The organism is Pelagibius marinus (assembly GCF_014925385.1).
Lineage (GTDB): Bacteria > Pseudomonadota > Alphaproteobacteria > Kiloniellales > Kiloniellaceae > Pelagibius > Pelagibius marinus.
The window spans coordinates 325,971-340,716 of the sequence record NZ_JACSDK010000014.1 but is presented as its reverse complement, the minus strand read 5'-3'; the positions used below and the strand labels follow the sequence as shown (position 1 = coordinate 340,716).

Sequence of the window (14,746 nt, the reverse complement as noted above, 5' to 3'; positions counted from 1 at the left end):
TGTGATCCAACCGGCGTGAACGTGGGTCCTACCAGCCGCCCTGTGGTAGCGAGCCGACCATAGAAGGGGGCGCCGTGGAGATGCAACGCAGCAGCAACCGGCCGGAAGAGGCGGTGCCCTACATCATCGTCGTCGGCAGCGAGAAGGGCGGCACCGGCAAGTCGACGACAGCAATCCACATCGCCGTGGCGCTGATGAAGCTCGGCTTCCGCGTCGGCACTATCGATCTCGACGCCCGCCAGGGCACCCTCAGCGCCTTCGTCCGCAATCGCGCGAGCTACGCGGAGCAGAGCGGCCGAAGGCTGGAACTGTCTAAACATCGCGCCATCGAGCGCTCCAAAGCGAGCGAGCGCGCCGCCGCCGAGGCCGACGAGGCCGGCCGCCTGCAGGACGCCTTCGACGACCTGGCCGACTGCCACTTCATCGTCGTCGACACACCGGGCAGCGACTCCTACCTCTGCCGCCTGGGCCACAACCGCGCCGACACCCTGATCACCCCCTTGAACGACAGCTTCCTGGACATCGGGGTGCTGGCGCAGATCAACCGGGAACGCCGCGAGGTCGAAGCGCCCAGCGTCTACAGCCAGCTCGTCTGGGAGCAGAACAACCAGCGCGTGGTCGCCGGCCGGCCGCCCATCGACTGGGTCATCCTGCGCAACCGCCTGGCCCACATCGAGGCCCGCAACATGCGCGAGATCTCGGCCCTGCTGGACCTTCTGGCCAAGCGCATCGGCTTCCGCACCGCCCCCGGCATCAGTGAGCGGGTCGTCTTCCGCGAACACTTCATGAAGGGGCTGACCGCCTTGGACCTGCCCGAGCAGGTCGCCGGCCAAGGCCCTAGCCAAGCCAGGGGCCCGGCCGAGAGCAGCAGCCATGCGGCGGCGCGGCGTGAGATCCAGGACCTGCTGGCCGCCATCGGCCTGTTCGCGAGCGAACCTGCTTGAAGCTGCGGTGCGGTCTGTTCAAGAAAATCGAGTGAAAGGACTCTAGCTAAGACCTAGGGTCGCTGGGCCTGCTGCTCCGGCGCCGCGTGGGGCGTCGGCGCGTCCTGCACAACCTCGGTCTGCGGCGCCTCGGCCGGCGGCGGGCGACGCACCACCAGACAGCCCTGCCCCGACACCCCCAGACGGCGGCAGACCTCGCGCGCCGCACCGAGGTCCGCGATGGCACCGCTGCGCACGCGGTAGTAGGTGCCGGCGCCGTCGATGCTGGCCTCCTGCACCCGCAGGTCCAAGTTCCCCAGAAGGTCGGGATAGGCCGCCGCCAGTCGGTTGCGCTCGCGCTCCGCGTCGGCGCTCTGGCGGACCGAGGCCACCTGCAGTTCGTAGATGCCGTCCTGGGAAACCTGGATGCGCGGCACCGCGCCGGAAACGGCCGGCTTGGGTTTCGGCAGCGCCATGCCGACATCGATTTCGGGACCATCGTCCGGCGTCGCCGCCGCACCCGCGTCGCTGCCGGACTGCGGCGTGGCGGGCATTTCGGGCGCGGGTTGCTGCGAGAGGTTCTCCCGCGCTGCCGGTGCGGGAATGGCGACCTTGCCGCGCTCCGTCTTGGGCACCAGGCTGAAGGCGTTGGCCCCCGGCACCAGCGAGGCGTCGGGCAGCACCACCCACTCGCCGTTGGCGTCGGCCTGCACGCTGGCGATGGGATCTCCGTTGTTGAGCAGGATCCACTCGCTGCCCGGCGCCGCGCGCCCGGCGATGATCGACTGCCCGTCCGGCTCGATGCGGATGATGTCGAAGGACGGCTCCGGCAACTGCACGGCGGTCTCTTCCGCCGCGCTTTGCGCGGCGGCGGGAGCGGCTGCCGTGGGCACGGCGGTCTCTGCCGTGGTCTTTTCAGCCGCCGTCGCCTCGCCCTCGGGCAGCGCTTCGGCGCGCGGTGCCGGGGTTCCCGCCGGCGGCGCTTCCGGGTCGCCGGAGAAGGCGACGTAGGCGCCCAGGCCCAGCGCGACGCCGAGGGCCACGACCGCGGCGCTGCGCCACGGCAGGGCGCTGCCGGCCGGCTTCGGCGGCGGGACCGCCGCCGTGGACGTTGCCGCGGCTTCCCGCGCCTGCGGCTTCAGGCCCGGCATGGGCGTCGCCCGCAGGGCCGCAGCCTGGCGCAGGGCAACGGTGGCCGAAATGGCCGCCTCGGTCCCGAGCTTCCGGGTCGCCGTCGGCGTCACCTTGGCCGCCTCCGGCCCGACAGCCGCGGGCGTCTTCACCTCGCGCCCCTCTGCCTCTGCCTCTGCCTCTGCCTCGGCCTCGGCTTCCGCTTCGGCAGCGGGCTTCTCCGCTTCCGATTGTTCCTCCGCGGTTGCCTTCTCTGCCGCCGCGTCTTCCGTGGCGGTCTCTTCCGCCCCGGCCTTCGTGGGGGAGGGTTCGTCGTCGTCAACCGCCTCGACGGTCTCGGCTTCGACGGCCTCGGCCTCTGCGGCCTCGCTTTCGGCCGCCGCGGCCGGCTCGCTCTCGTCCTGCGGCGCATCCTCGATGGCCGCTACGTTCTCGTCGCCGGAGACGGTTTCGGCCTCGATCTCCGCATCGATCCCTGCTGCGGCTTCCGCCTCGGCCCCGGCTGCCGGTGCGACGGAGGCCCGAACAACGGCCGCAGGCTGGGACGCCTCTTCCCCGGCCTCGGCCGGCATCATCGGTTCCGCCGCCACGTGACGACCGTTGGCCTGGCGCAGCGCCCGGGCGCCGCTGTCGAGCAGGCTGGCGGGCGGACGCGGCTCCGCCGTCTCTTCCGGCTTTGCAGCTTCCGGCTTTTCGGAAGCGCCCTCTTCCTCTTCGACGGTCCGCGCCCCGACCGCCTGCGCTTCGACGAAGGCGAGCAGCGGCAGTTCCTCCGGCTGCTTGGCCTTCTTCGCGGCTTTGCCGTTGAGTTCTATCTTCCGCGCGCCGTTTGCAGGGCGCTTCGGTTTGAGCTCCCGCTCTTCCGGGTCGCCACCTTCGATTTCCGCGATCAGGAGACTGGCAGGCGAGGCCCTGCCTTTGCGCGCGAAGAGATTGCTCGTCAACGAAGCGGCCTTGTGCTGACTCATCTCAGGCTCTGCCCTCGGCCTTCGTCTGTGCGGTCATGGCCGCGACCGGGCCGGGGATCGAGGGCAGGCGCCGGCGCCTTATCCCTCCGCCTTCCAGCCGGTCCTGCAGGTAGTCCCAGAGTTCGGCGATCTCGTCGGCGGAGCGGGATTCACCCGGCAGTTCCATCACCGTGCGGCCGTCGATCATGGCCGCGGCAAAGTCGACGCGCTGGTGGATGATGGACGGCGCCAGCGGGCCGTACTGGGACAGCAGGGACACCGCCTCGCTGGTGATGCGGGCCCGCGCGGCGGCCCCGTTGACGACGAAGACCAGCGGTTTGCCCAGGTGCTCGACCAGTTCCATCGTGGCCCCGATGGAGCGCAGATCGTGCGGGCTCGGCCGGGTTGGGATCACCACCAGGTCGGCGACGCCGATGACGTCGGCGATGGTCGCGGTCAAGGCCGGCGGCGTGTCGATGATCAGCAGTTCCATGCCGTGGGCGGCCAGTTCCTTGATGTCGTCGGCCAGCCGCGGCACTGCGGTTTGTATGAAAAAGGGGTTCGGCGCCGTGCGCTCGTTCCACCAGTCGGCGAGACTGCCCTGGGGATCCACATCAATCAGGCCAACCGGCCCGTTTCCACTCATCTCCGCCTGGACAGCCAGATGCCCGGCGAGGGTGGTCTTGCCCGAACCACCCTTCTGAGACGCAACAACCAAAACCTTCAACCTGCTTGCCCCCCGAAGTTCTCCAGGAGCCAACTATACTTGGCGCATTGCGGCCCGACGCAGCGCCAGTGGCTCCGATCACGTCCGACACCGAAGACTAAGCCCCGACGCCCAGCAGCGAAAGTTAACAATTAGTTAATTTCTACTATATATAGCGTATCAATGGAAGGCGATGTTACAGGTCTTGCGACAAAAAAGACTGCCACGCCTCTTCTTACCCCAGGCTGTGGGCTTTGTGCAACACAACCTGTGATCAAACAATCCAGAAAGACAATCATTGGAAGGCGATCAATCGAGGGCCGCCAGGGTGTCCGAAGCCGCACGACTTCAAAGAAAATAACCGAAGGTTGATAGTACACAAGGAACAATACATCAGCAAATCGATACATTTCGATACAAACTTAGTATAAATCAATATTAAATCGACTTTTATTTATACCTTTACTTAAGCACCAACAAATAATATTTTATCAGGCTGATTAGATGCCTGGATTGAATGGAGGATACGATGCAGATCCAACCAGCCCCGGTGCCTCTCGCCAACAGTGGCGCAGAGACCGCCGGCAAGACCCAGGAGGTCTCCGCCGGGGCCAAAGCGGAAACGCCGCGTCCTGTCGACGCGGCCCCGAAGGACCCTCCCCCGCGGTTCCCCTATCCGGAACCCAACCGGGGACAGGCGATCGACTTCGAAGCCTGATCGCCAAACCTTCGCGCCACTAGCGCCGGGGAAAAAGATGTCTCTACTTAGACCGCTCCGAAGGGAAAACCGCGGTTTTTCCTTCGGGGCGCTTCCCCTTTCCGGCCCCGCATTCTCCGGGCTTCCCCAAGGCCCTTGGCGCCCCGGGGGTCGGGCGGCCCCATCATAAACACTTGTGCGCGAAGGGTTACTCTCCATATACAGTCCGAGATAAAGTGCGGTGTCGGAGTCGCTGGCCGCCAGCAGGCGCGCGACCAAGCTCCGCGAAACGGACTTCGACGATGGCCGCTCCTGCGATAGAAACCAAAACCCCATGCCTATAGAGCCGACCCGCCTGGCGCCCCTGCGGCGCAATCTCGGATTTCTGCGGCGCTGGCTGCAGAACCCCAAGGCGGTGGGCGCCCTCGTGCCCAGCGGCCGCAGCCTGGCCAGCGCCATGGTGGCGGGCATCGACCTGGAGGCCCCCGGCGCCGTGGTCGAGCTGGGCGGCGGCACCGGCAACATCACGGCCGCTCTGCTGCAGAGTGGGGTTCCCATCGAGGACATCGCCGTGGTGGAGCGAGATCCCGCTTTCGCCCGGGTGATCGCCGCCCGCTTTCCAGACGTGCGCCTGCTTCAGGGCGATGCCGCCGAGCTGCGCCGCCTGTTGCGCGCCGCCGGCATCGGCCCGGTAAAGGCGGTGGTCTCCGGCCTGCCGCTGCTTTCCATTCCCGAGCGCGTCTGCCTGCGCATCGTTTCCGAGGCCACCGAGGTGCTGGAGGAAGACGGCGTGCTGCTGCAGTTCACCTACGGCCCGGCCTCACCGGTGTCGCGGCGCATCCTGACGCGCCTGGGCCTGCAGGCCGAGCGCATCAACTGGGTGGTCGACAACATCCCGCCGGCCAGCGTGTGGCGCTACCGCCCGCCGCACGGCGTGAAGATGCAGGAAAAGCAAAGCGCCTGAGACTGCGCCGGCGCGTTTTTTGTTTCCGGAAATTTTCTGAGGCCTGCTCCGCCGCGTCGACGCGGCGGATGATGACCTTTTCCCCGGCGTCGCCGCGGCGGATGATGACCTATCCCGCCGCGTCGACGCGGCGGATGATTCTGGCCGGCTTGGCCTGGATACGGCGCTTGAAGTCCGTGGAGCGGATCATCTCGCGCACCCGCGGCTGGATCTCTGTGCGCCAGCGGGTGCCGTTGAACACGCCGTAGTGGCCGACGCCCGGCTGCACATAGTGGTAGTGGTCGTCGATGGGGATGTTGACGCAGAGATCGTGCGCCGCCTCGGTCTGGCCCAGGCCGCAGATGTCGTCCAGTTCGCCCTCGACGGTCATCAGCGCCGTCTTGCGGATCTTGCGGCAGTCGACCAGTTCGCCGCGATGCATCATGCGTCCCTCCGGCAGGGAATGCTCCTGAAACACGGTCCGCACGGTCTGCAGATAGAATTCCGCCGTCAGGTCCATGACCGAGAGGTATTCGTCGTAGAAGTTCTGGTGCTGCTCGACGGAGTCGCAGTCACCTTCGATCAGGTGGCGGAACAGCCCGGCATGGGCGTCCATGTGGCGCTCCAGGTTCATGGTCATGAAGCCGGAGAGCTGGACGAAGCCGGGATAGACGCGCCGCATGACGCCCGGGTTCGGATAGGGCACGGTATGGATCACCGACTGCTCGAACCACGACAGCGGCCGTGAGGCGGCCAGTTCGTTGACCGCCGTCGGATTGCGCCGCGTGTCGATCGGCCCGCCCATCAGGGTCATAGAGGCCGGCTGCATCGGATCGTCCGCCGCCGCCATGGCCGCCACCGCGGCCAGGACCGGAACCGAAGGCTGGCAAACGCCGATCACATGGGTGTTCGGCCCGATGAACTGCAGGAACTCGATGATGTAGTCGATGAAGTCGTCGAGGTCGAAGTCGCCGTACATCATCGGCACCACGCGCGCGTCGCGCCAGTCGGTGACGTAGACGTCGTGCTCCGGCAGCATCGCCTTGACCGTGCCGCGCAGCAGCGTCGCGTAGTGCCCCGACAGCGGGGCCACGACCAACACCTTGGGATCGTAACGCTTGCCGGCCATGCTCTCGTCGCGCTTGAAGTGCAGCAGATCGCAGAACAGCTTGGAATGCACCACCTCCGGCTCGACCTTCACGGGCAGGCCGAAGATCATGGTCTCGTCGATGCCCCATTCCGGCTTGCGGTAGCGCCGGGTCACGTTCTCGAAGACTTCGCAGGCCGCCGCCACGGCCTTGCCGACGGACGTGTAGGCGACGGGATTGAAGGCGCTGCGGTAGAAACGGCGCATGGCGTCAGACTGCAGACGCAACGGCTGCACCGCAGCATGGGTCATCTCATAAGCATGGTAAAGCAAGGTACCTCGGTCCCCAGAGTTGGCGCACCCTGTAGGGCACTCCCACTGTGTTGCCTTGTTTTTTTCCGCTGGGCCGAAACTGCGGGCCTGCGCTGCGCCGTCCTGGCAACCGATGCTGCGACGCAACAAAACCTTAGCATTCCGCCCCCCTGGGGCGAAGCAAAAAGTCGCCCCCCTTCCCGGCCCGCGCCGGGACTCGCTTGACGCAAGTCAATGCCTTGGCAATGCGGGGAAAATACGCTTTCGGACAGTTCCGGCGCTTCGCTGCGAAGCTCAACCGGGAAGTCCCTGTCCCGACCTGAGGTGGAAAAAATGGCCAGCATCATCGATGCCCTGCGCAGCGACCATTCCCGCTTGACCAAGCTTCTCGACGCCCTGGAACGCCAGGTCGACGCCTTCGGCGAAGGCGGCACCCTGGATTTCGAAATCGCCGACGGCGTCCTGCACTACTGCCAGACCTATCCGGACCTGCACCACCACCCGCGCGAGGACATGGTCTTCGACCGTCTGAAGGCCCGCGATCCGGAAGCGGCGGCGGCCATGGGCGACCTGCGGACCGAGCACCGCAAGTTGGCCCAGGTGACCGAGCGCTTCGCCGAGGCCCTGGCCGCCGTGGAACAGGACATCCCCATGGAGCGGGACGAGTTGACCAATGCCGCCAGCGCCTTCCTCAAGGGCTATCGCCATCACATCCTGATGGAGGAGAAGTACTTCTTCCCTGCCGCCCAGCGCGCCCTGACGCCGGAGGACTGGCGCCAGCTGGCCGCCCAGGCAGCGCCCATCGCCGACCCCCTGTTCGACAACCGCAACGACGAACGCTTTGACGCCCTCTATCAGGACATCGTCGCCTGGGACAGCAACCTGCCCACCGGCGCCTGACGGCCGCATCTTTAGGGCGTACACTGTCGAATTCTCTTTTAGACTTTGTTAGGGTCTCGCTGACAGTTTGCAGCTCAGAAGAAATATCGTAAGCAGCAGACTTTATTGTCAAAAATGAGAATTCAGGAGGCCGGCGCATGAGATCCCGCACGCTTGTCCGCAGCCTGCTTTTCGCATCCCTTCTTGCCGGCGTCACCGCCGGGACCGTCAGCCCGTCGGCTTCCGCGGCGGACCAGAGCCTGACCATCGGCACCGGCAGCCGCGCCGGAGTCTACTTCCAGGTCGGCCGCGCCCTCTGCCGCCTGGTGGCGCGCAGCGCCGACGGCGCCGCGCCCGCCTGCACGGCCCAGCCGACGGCGGGCTCCATTGCCAACCTGCGCGACCTGCGGGCCGGCAAGCTGGACTTCGCGGTGGTCCAGTCCGACTGGCAGTACCACGCCCTGAACGGCACCAGCAGCTTCACAGAGGACAAGCCGGACGGCGACCTGCGGGCCCTCTTCTCCGTGCACGGCGAGCCTTTCACCCTGGTCGCCCGGCGCGATTCGGAGATCGCGCACCTGCAGGACCTGGTCGGCAAGCGGGTCAACATCGGCAATCCGGGCTCCGGCCAGCGCGGCACCATGGAAGTCGTGATGTTCGCCATGGGCTGGGAGAATTCGACCTTCAGCCTGGCCGAGGGACTGCCGGCCAGCCAGCAGTCCCTGGCGCTGTGCCACAACCGAATCCAGGCCATGGTCTACGTGGTCGGCCACCCCAACGACTCGGTGAAGCAGGCGGTGCGGCTCTGCGACGCCACCCTGGTCGAGGTCTCGGGCCGGCCCATCGACATCCTGGTGGCGAAGTATCCCTTCTACGCCCGCATGGAGATCCCCGGCGGCCTCTACGCCGGCAACCCCCACGACGTGCAGACCTTCGGCGTCAAGGCCACGGTCGTCACCTCCGCCAAAGTCGATGCCGACACCGTCTACGTCCTGACCAAGACGCTCTTCGAGAACTTCGACGCCTTCCGCGGCATGCATCCGGCCTTTCGGCATCTCATGCCCGAACGCATGATCACCGACGGGCTGAGCGCGCCGCTCCACGAGGGGGCGCTGCGCTACTACCAGGAACGCGGCTGGCTGTAGGGCGCTTACCGCCTTATGATCGCAGTGACACGACTGGCGATACGATAGAGGCGGAGAGCAGCATGAGCGAAGGCGACACGACGCAGAACATGGCCCAGAACATGGCTGTCTTCTGCGATTTCGAGAACGTGGCCCTGGGCGTCAAGGACGCCAAGTACGCGGCCTTCGACATCGCCAAGGTACTGGAGCGGCTCTTGCTCAAGGGCGACATCGTGGTCAAGAAGGCCTACTGCGATTGGGCCCGCTACAAGGAATTCAAGGCGCCCATGCACGAGGCCGCCTTCGAGCTCATCGAGATCCCCCACGTGCGCGTCTCCGGCAAGAACTCCGCCGATATCCGCCTGGTCGTCGACGCCCTGGACCTCTGCTACACCAAGCCGCACATCGACAGCTTCGTCATCATCTCCGGCGACTCCGACTTCTCGCCCTTGGTCAGCAAGCTGCGCGAGAACAACAAGACGGTGATCGGCGTCGGCGTAAAGAACTCGACCTCGGATCTGCTGACCGCGAACTGCCACGAGTTCATCTACTACGACGACCTGATCCGCGAATCGGACACGCAGCAAAAGGCCAAGCGCCGGCGCAGCGCCACCAAGAAGACCACCAGGAAGAAGCCCAGCAGCGAGGAAGTCCTGAAGCAGGAGGCCTTCGACCTGGTGACCGAGGTCATCGACGACCTCTTCAAGGAGCGTGGCCAGGAGGAGAAAGTCTGGGGCTCCATGGTCAAGCAGACCCTGAAGCGCCGCAAGCCGGGCTTCAGCGAGAGCTACCACGGCTTCCGCTCCTTCGGGCAGTTGCTGCAGGAAGCCGAGGACCGCAAGCTGCTGGAACTGAAGCACGACGAGAAGTCCGGCGGCTATATCATCAACCGCCTGCTGGACTAGACCGCGCATCATCGACGGTGGGTGGGGCCATGACCGCTCTTTACGACAAGATCGGACTGAACTACGCGAACCTGCGTCAGCCCGACGCGAGAATTGCCCAGCGAATCGAAACCGCCCTGGGCGATGCCCGGACCGTTTTGAATGTCGGGGCCGGCGCCGGTTCCTACGAGCCCAGCGGCAGAGAGATCACGGCAGTGGAACCTTCGGCCGAGATGATCCAGCAGCGCCCTCCTTCGGATGCCGTGGTGATCCAAGCAAGCGCGGAAAACCTTCCCTGCCCCGACAATTCCTTTGATGCATCCATGGCGATCCTGACCATTCACCACTGGTCCGATCAGGAAAGAGGCGTGAGGGAGATGCGCCGCGTCACGCGGGACAAAATCGTCTTCTTGACCTTTGATCCGGCGTTCCGTGGCTTCTGGCTCACCGACTACTTCCCCGCGCTCATCACACTGGATGAAGGACAGATGCCCCGAATGGAGGACTATGGGAAATGGCTCGGTGCCGCCCAGGTCTCCGCCGTGCCGATCCCCCACGACTGCACCGACGGCTTTCTGGCCGGCTATTGGCGGCGCCCTGCGGCCTATCTCGAGGAGAGAGCGCGCGCGGCAATGTCTTCCTTCTGGGCCATCGGCGATGTTTCCGAAGGCCTGAGACAGCTTGAAGCGGACTTGAAGAGCGGCGCATGGGAGCAGCGCTACGGCCACCTCATGAGCCTGGACGAACTGGATTGCGGCTACCGACTGGTCGAAGCCGGGTAGGTGTTGCGGGGTCGGCGGCTTTAGAGGGCCGGCGCCCGCTGTGAGGCAAAAACCAGAATCAGGGTTTGAGTCCCGCCGCGATGTGTCGGCGCGCCCTAGCCGGCGATCGCCACCTCGCTCAAGACCGCCGAGAAGTGGCAGGCGGCGGCGGCCAGCACGAAGGCGTGCCAGATGGCGTTCTGGTAGGGCAAGCGATGCCACAGGTGGAAGACCACGCCGAGGCTGTAGAGCACGCCGCCGACGATCAACAGCACGAGGCCCGGCACGGAAATCGCGCCCAGCAGCGGCCCGGCCGCCACCACAATGCTCCAGCCGAGCAGCAGGTAGGCGGCGACGGAGAGGCGGTCGATGCGGTTCGGCCAGAACAGCTTCAGCGCCACGCCGGCCAGCGCCACACCCCAGACAAAGGCCAGCAGGCCGAAGCCCCAGGCGTCACCCAGCACCACCACCATGAAGGGGGTATAGGTGCCGGCGATTATCACGAAGATGGCGGCATGGTCGAAGCGCCGGAAGATGACCTTCCAGGGGCCGTGGCCGGAAAGGTTGTAGAGCGCCGAGCAGCCGAGCATGGCCAGCAGGCCCAGGCCGTAGAGCGCCAGCGCGAGGTGCAGCAGCGGGTCGTGGCTGGGCCAGGCGGCGACGATCAGGGAGACGCAGGCCGCCAGCCCGAAGGTCAGGCCCAGAACGTGGATCACGGCGTCGGCGATACGCTCGGCGCGGCTGTACTGCGGATGCGCGGTGTAATCCTGGTCCATGTCCCCGTCCGGCAGAACGCTAGCGCTGCCCCTCCAGGTCCATCTTCAGGCTGAACAGCTCCAGCATGTCCTTCATCACCACGGCTTCCGCCCCTTCGGCCAGCTGCTGGAGGAAGCCGAAGACCGCAAGCTGCTGGAGCTGCAGCACGACGAAAAGTCAGGCGGCCACATCATCAAGCGCCTGCTGGACTAGGACGCGCACTCACTGGGTAGATGACCGCTTTCGGCGGATTCCCGGACATTCATCCCGAGACGGCGCACGTCGCCCAAGTGCCAGGAGTAGAAAATCCCGCCGCAGCCAACAGAGCAGAGCCTTCGCCCATTGCGGGCATCTCAAGCCGGTCATGAATTGGGTAGGCCGTTGCCCAGGAAGTTCCTGTTCCTGGCTCAGAGGACTGCTTTCGCTGCTAGGGAGTCAGGTGACTCCAATCGTAGTCGTCGCCAAATCGCCTCGCCAGAAAATCCACAAGCTTTTTCACCTTTGGCGGCACGAACCGCCGGTATGGATGGACGGCATAAAGCGGCACCCGTGCCGGATTTGGCGAAACCCCCGGCAGGATCTCGACAAGATCGCCGTTCGCCAAAGAGGGTCCGACAAGCCAACCCGGCGACAGAATGATGCCTCTGCCGTCGCGGGCCGCATTGACGAGGGCATTGCCGCTGTTGGCGGAAAAGCTGCCCGACGCGCGAATGTCGACGGTGCGGTTCCCAGTCTTGAACCGCCAAACGTTGTAGCCGGGAAGCGCTCTGTAGATCAGGCAGTTGTGGTCTTCCAGGTCTTCAGGCCGCTTGGGTGTTCCTGCTTCCATCAGATACTGCTTGCTGGCGCATAGATAGCGTTGCGCCGCCGCAATTCTTCGTGCCTTGAGGGTCGAATCCTCCATCTGTCCAATGCGGACAGCCAAGTCGAAACCTTCCCCAACCAAATCTACAATCCGGGCGCTGATATCCAGCACGAAGCTGACATCGGGCCACTGTGTCTGGAAGGCGTTGATGGCCGGCGACAAGTGACGCTCCATGCCTTCAGGAACCGTCATTCGGATCAGGCCAGAGGGATGGTCCTGCAGTTGCCCAGCGACTGTCCTCGCCTCTTCCAGGTCGAGCAAAATGTCGTGCGTTCGCTCATAGAACGAAAGGCCAGCTTCTGTCAGGTTCAACTTGCGCGTCGTGCGATGGAACAAGGCAGAACCGACCCAATCTTCAAGTTCATCGATGCGACGGGAGACTGAAGAAGGTGACAAACCAGACTGCCGCCCGGCTTCGGAGAACGAGCCCGTTTCCACGGCCTTCGCAAACAGCGATATTGCTCCCAGCCTATCCAATGACATTCACCTGAAAATAATTTATGCAAATACTGCAAAGATGATTTGCATATTAATGATGTGATCGTAAAGACAATTCTCCTCTACACTCCTCTCGCTCCCGAGATAGAGGAGGACTTCTGCATGGCAGTGACGTTTCACCGGTTTCTGCCGGACGGTCACCCGGAGACGGGCATGGGGCCGTCCCACGCGGTTCCTGCAACTGCTTTCACTACGGACGACCGTTCGGAACTGCGGCACAAGTTCTTTGAAACCGCGGACGGCTCGATCACGTCGGGTGTATGGGAGTGCGCACCCATTTTGGTGGAAATCGACGCCTACTCCGTCAACGAACTGATGACGGTGCTATCGGGAAGCCTCGACATCACCGATGCGCAGGGCAGGAGAGAAACCTTCACCGCGGGTGATACATTCCTCATTCCGAAGGGCGCGAAAGTGACTTTGGAAATCACTGAAAGGCTTCGCAAGTTTTACATGATCGTCACGTAGCGGTCCCGTCCTCGCAGCGGTCATTCGGGGTTTCAAAACAAACGGCCTGAGCGAAACTGTCAGATGACGGTTCTTGAGCCCAAAGCAAGCGCTCACGTCGGCGATCGGCCGCCGACCAAATCGGGAGAACGACCTTGGCAGACGAATCCGGCTTTCAGTTGAAACGGGGCGGCCCGGACGTCTACGAACTCTGCTGGGTCCGGGCTCAGATGGGTCGTTGCGCCGAGGAGCTGGTTACCGCCGCCGGCGTCACCCGCGGCGACCGGGTACTCGATATCGCCTGCGGCACCGGCGTCGTAGCTCGCACGGCCGCCACCCGCTCGGGCACCGCCGCATACGTGACCGGAACTGACGTCCATGCCGGTATGCTGGAAGCCGCGGCGCGCTTCGCCGCCGAGGCCGGGCAAGCGGAGATCGCCTGGCTCGAATGCGACGCCGCCGCCATGCCCCTTCCAGACGACGCCTTCGACGTAGCGCTCTGCCAGCAGGGACTGCAGTTCATGCCCGACAAGCCCGGCGCGATGGCCGAGATGGCGCGTGTGCTGAAGCCCGGCGGTCGGCTCGCACTTAGCGTTTGGAAGACCCGTGCCCCCATCGGGGCCGCCTTCGCGACCGTGCTCGACCGGCATTTCGGTGCCGGCACCACGGCGCCGTGGGAGATGATCTATTCGCTCGGCGACCGCAACCGCCTGCACAACCTGGCCGAGGGCGCCGGGTTCCGTGACGTCCATATCACCTTGGACGTGAAATTCGCCCGCCATCCCGACCCGGAGGCCTTCATCACCGGCGCCATCGCCGGCTCTCCCATCGCAGAAACCATGGCCGACCTGGCCGAGGCCGAACACGCCCGGCTGATTAAAGAGATCGTCGCCGAACTTGCGGACTACCACGACGACGACGGCCTCGCCTCGCCGGCACAGTGCCTGACCATGACGGCACGGAAATAGAACCTTCGCAAAGCCCACATTGCTGGTATCGCTGCCGTTGTGTATCGCTTCCTCTCAGGGTCAAACCGGGACCACAGCTCTCGAGGGCCGGCGCCCGCTGTGAGGCAAAACCAGAATCAGGGTCTGAGTCCCGCCGCGATGTGTCGGCGCGCCCTAGCCGGCGATCGCCACCTCGCTCAAGACCGCCGAGAAGTGGCAGGCGGCGGCGGCCAGCACGAAGGCGTGCCAGATGGCGTTCTGGTAGGGCAAGCGATGCCACAGGTGGAAGACCACGCCGAGGCTGTAGAGCACGCCGCCGACGATCAACAGCACGAGGCCCGGCACGGAAATCGCGCCCAGCAGCGGCCCGGCCGCCACCACAATGCTCCAGCCGAGCAGCAGGTAGGCGGCGACGGAGAGGCGGTCGATGCGGTTCGGCCAGAACAGCTTCAGCGCCACGCCGGCCAGCGCCACACCCCAGACAAAGGCCAGCAGGCCGAAGCCCCAGGCGTCACCCAGCACCACCACCATGAAGGGGGTATAGGTGCCGGCGATTATCACGAAGATGGCGGCATGGTCGAAGCGCCGGAAGATGACCTTCCAGGGGCCGTGGCCGGAAAGGTTGTAGAGCGCCGAGCAGCCGAGCATGGCCAGCAGGCCCAGGCCGTAGAGCGCCAGCGCGAGGTGCAGCAGCGGGTCGTGGCTGGGCCAGGCGGCGATGATCAGGGAGACGCAGGCCGCCAGCCCGAAGGTCAGGCCCAGAACATGGATCACGGCGTCGGCGATATGCTCGGCGCGGCTGTACTGCGGATGCGCGGTGTAATCCTGGTCCATGTCCC

Annotated in this window: 16 protein-coding genes; 9 read left to right on the top strand and 7 right to left on the bottom strand. The window is 65.1% G+C overall.

What is annotated here, in order from left to right; all coding sequences use genetic code 11:
* The first annotated feature begins 80 nt into the window (after positions 1 to 80).
* Positions 81 to 944: a division plane positioning ATPase MipZ gene (locus H7X47_RS17620; protein ID WP_193370024.1), complete on the top strand. Its 864-nt coding sequence runs from the start codon at positions 81 to 83 to the stop codon at positions 942 to 944.
* Positions 945 to 997: 53 nt separating this feature from the next.
* On the opposite strand, the gene H7X47_RS17615 is transcribed toward H7X47_RS17620, so the two are convergent.
* Positions 998 to 3,022: an SPOR domain-containing protein gene (locus H7X47_RS17615; RefSeq protein ID WP_193370023.1), complete on the bottom strand. Its 2,025-nt coding sequence runs from the start codon at positions 3,020 to 3,022 to the stop codon at positions 998 to 1,000.
* A 1-nt stretch (position 3,023) separates the two neighbouring features.
* Positions 3,024 to 3,728 (bottom strand): AAA family ATPase, encoded by a 705-nt coding sequence (locus tag H7X47_RS17610; protein WP_193370022.1) that lies wholly within the window; start codon positions 3,726 to 3,728, stop codon positions 3,024 to 3,026.
* 508 nt (positions 3,729 to 4,236) lie between these two features.
* On the opposite strand from H7X47_RS17610, the gene H7X47_RS17605 reads away from it, so the two are divergent.
* Together H7X47_RS17605 and H7X47_RS17600 are read left to right on the top strand one after the other, a co-directional pair.
* Positions 4,237 to 4,425, top strand: coding sequence for a hypothetical protein (locus H7X47_RS17605; protein ID WP_193370021.1), 189 nt, complete (start codon positions 4,237 to 4,239; stop codon positions 4,423 to 4,425).
* 313 nt (positions 4,426 to 4,738) lie between these two features.
* A complete protein-coding gene (locus tag H7X47_RS17600) occupies positions 4,739 to 5,368 on the top strand; it encodes a class I SAM-dependent methyltransferase (protein WP_193370020.1) in 630 nt (209 codons plus the stop codon).
* 109 nt (positions 5,369 to 5,477) lie between these two features.
* Here H7X47_RS17600 and H7X47_RS17595 read toward each other — a convergent pair whose 3' ends face one another.
* The gene (locus H7X47_RS17595) at positions 5,478 to 6,767 is read right to left on the bottom strand and encodes a polyhydroxyalkanoate depolymerase (RefSeq protein ID WP_193370019.1); all 1,290 of its coding nucleotides are present in this window, start codon (positions 6,765 to 6,767) and stop codon (positions 5,478 to 5,480) included.
* 312 nt (positions 6,768 to 7,079) lie between these two features.
* Here H7X47_RS17595 and H7X47_RS17590 point away from each other — a divergent pair, with 312 nt between their 5' ends.
* The 4 genes from H7X47_RS17590 to H7X47_RS17575 all read left to right on the top strand — a co-directional run bounded on the left by H7X47_RS17590 (position 7,080) and on the right by H7X47_RS17575 (position 10,415).
* Positions 7,080 to 7,646, top strand: a complete 567-nt coding sequence (locus H7X47_RS17590; RefSeq protein WP_193370018.1) for a hemerythrin domain-containing protein — start codon at positions 7,080 to 7,082, stop codon at positions 7,644 to 7,646.
* A 137-nt stretch (positions 7,647 to 7,783) separates the two neighbouring features.
* A complete protein-coding gene (locus H7X47_RS17585; RefSeq protein WP_193370017.1) occupies positions 7,784 to 8,770 on the top strand; it encodes a TAXI family TRAP transporter solute-binding subunit in 987 nt (328 codons plus the stop codon).
* A 62-nt stretch (positions 8,771 to 8,832) separates the two neighbouring features.
* Positions 8,833 to 9,654 (top strand): NYN domain-containing protein, encoded by an 822-nt coding sequence (locus tag H7X47_RS17580; protein WP_193370016.1) that lies wholly within the window; start codon positions 8,833 to 8,835, stop codon positions 9,652 to 9,654.
* Between the two features lie 29 nt (positions 9,655 to 9,683).
* A complete protein-coding gene (locus tag H7X47_RS17575; RefSeq protein ID WP_193370015.1) occupies positions 9,684 to 10,415 on the top strand; it encodes a class I SAM-dependent methyltransferase in 732 nt (243 codons plus the stop codon).
* A gap of 95 nt (positions 10,416 to 10,510) precedes the next feature.
* On the opposite strand, the gene trhA (H7X47_RS17570) is transcribed toward H7X47_RS17575, so the two are convergent.
* From trhA (H7X47_RS17570) to H7X47_RS17565, 3 genes are all read right to left on the bottom strand, one after another.
* Positions 10,511 to 11,170 carry a PAQR family membrane homeostasis protein TrhA gene (trhA, locus tag H7X47_RS17570; RefSeq protein WP_193370014.1) on the bottom strand — a complete coding sequence of 220 codons (660 nt, stop codon included), beginning with the start codon at positions 11,168 to 11,170 and terminating at the stop codon, positions 10,511 to 10,513.
* Positions 11,171 to 11,189: 19 nt separating this feature from the next.
* A complete protein-coding gene (locus H7X47_RS26145) occupies positions 11,190 to 11,318 on the bottom strand; it encodes a hypothetical protein (RefSeq protein ID WP_264373100.1) in 129 nt (42 codons plus the stop codon).
* A 259-nt stretch (positions 11,319 to 11,577) separates the two neighbouring features.
* The gene (locus H7X47_RS17565; protein ID WP_193370013.1) at positions 11,578 to 12,492 is read right to left on the bottom strand and encodes a LysR family transcriptional regulator; all 915 of its coding nucleotides are present in this window, start codon (positions 12,490 to 12,492) and stop codon (positions 11,578 to 11,580) included.
* A 123-nt stretch (positions 12,493 to 12,615) separates the two neighbouring features.
* On the opposite strand from H7X47_RS17565, the gene H7X47_RS17560 reads away from it, so the two are divergent.
* Positions 12,616 to 12,981 carry a cupin domain-containing protein gene (locus tag H7X47_RS17560; protein WP_193370012.1) on the top strand — a complete coding sequence of 122 codons (366 nt, stop codon included), beginning with the start codon at positions 12,616 to 12,618 and terminating at the stop codon, positions 12,979 to 12,981.
* 134 nt (positions 12,982 to 13,115) lie between these two features.
* Positions 13,116 to 13,928 (top strand): class I SAM-dependent methyltransferase, encoded by an 813-nt coding sequence (locus H7X47_RS17555; protein ID WP_193370011.1) that lies wholly within the window; start codon positions 13,116 to 13,118, stop codon positions 13,926 to 13,928.
* Positions 13,929 to 14,081: 153 nt separating this feature from the next.
* On the opposite strand, the gene trhA (H7X47_RS17550) is transcribed toward H7X47_RS17555, so the two are convergent.
* Entirely contained in the window at positions 14,082 to 14,741 is a 660-nt protein-coding gene (gene trhA, locus H7X47_RS17550; protein ID WP_193370010.1) for a PAQR family membrane homeostasis protein TrhA, read from the bottom strand.
* Positions 14,742 to 14,746 lie beyond the last annotated feature (5 nt).

Bases quoted from the DNA above. Each gene is read 5' to 3' on its own strand.
- H7X47_RS17620 (WP_193370024.1), top strand. From the start codon at position 81: ATGCAACGCAGCAGCAACCGGCCGGAAGAGGCGGTGCCCTACATCATC.
- H7X47_RS17615 (WP_193370023.1), bottom strand. From the start codon at position 3,022: ATGAGTCAGCACAAGGCCGCTTCGTTGACGAGCAATCTCTTCGCGCGC.
- H7X47_RS17605 (WP_193370021.1), top strand. From the start codon at position 4,237: ATGCAGATCCAACCAGCCCCGGTGCCTCTCGCCAACAGTGGCGCAGAG.
- H7X47_RS17600 (WP_193370020.1), top strand. From the start codon at position 4,739: ATGCCTATAGAGCCGACCCGCCTGGCGCCCCTGCGGCGCAATCTCGGA.
- H7X47_RS17590 (WP_193370018.1), top strand. From the start codon at position 7,080: ATGGCCAGCATCATCGATGCCCTGCGCAGCGACCATTCCCGCTTGACC.
- H7X47_RS17585 (WP_193370017.1), top strand. From the start codon at position 7,784: ATGAGATCCCGCACGCTTGTCCGCAGCCTGCTTTTCGCATCCCTTCTT.
- H7X47_RS17580 (WP_193370016.1), top strand. From the start codon at position 8,833: ATGAGCGAAGGCGACACGACGCAGAACATGGCCCAGAACATGGCTGTC.
- H7X47_RS17575 (WP_193370015.1), top strand. From the start codon at position 9,684: ATGACCGCTCTTTACGACAAGATCGGACTGAACTACGCGAACCTGCGT.
- trhA (WP_193370014.1), bottom strand. From the start codon at position 11,170: ATGGACCAGGATTACACCGCGCATCCGCAGTACAGCCGCGCCGAGCGT.
- H7X47_RS17560 (WP_193370012.1), top strand. From the start codon at position 12,616: ATGGCAGTGACGTTTCACCGGTTTCTGCCGGACGGTCACCCGGAGACG.
- trhA (WP_193370010.1), bottom strand. From the start codon at position 14,741: ATGGACCAGGATTACACCGCGCATCCGCAGTACAGCCGCGCCGAGCAT.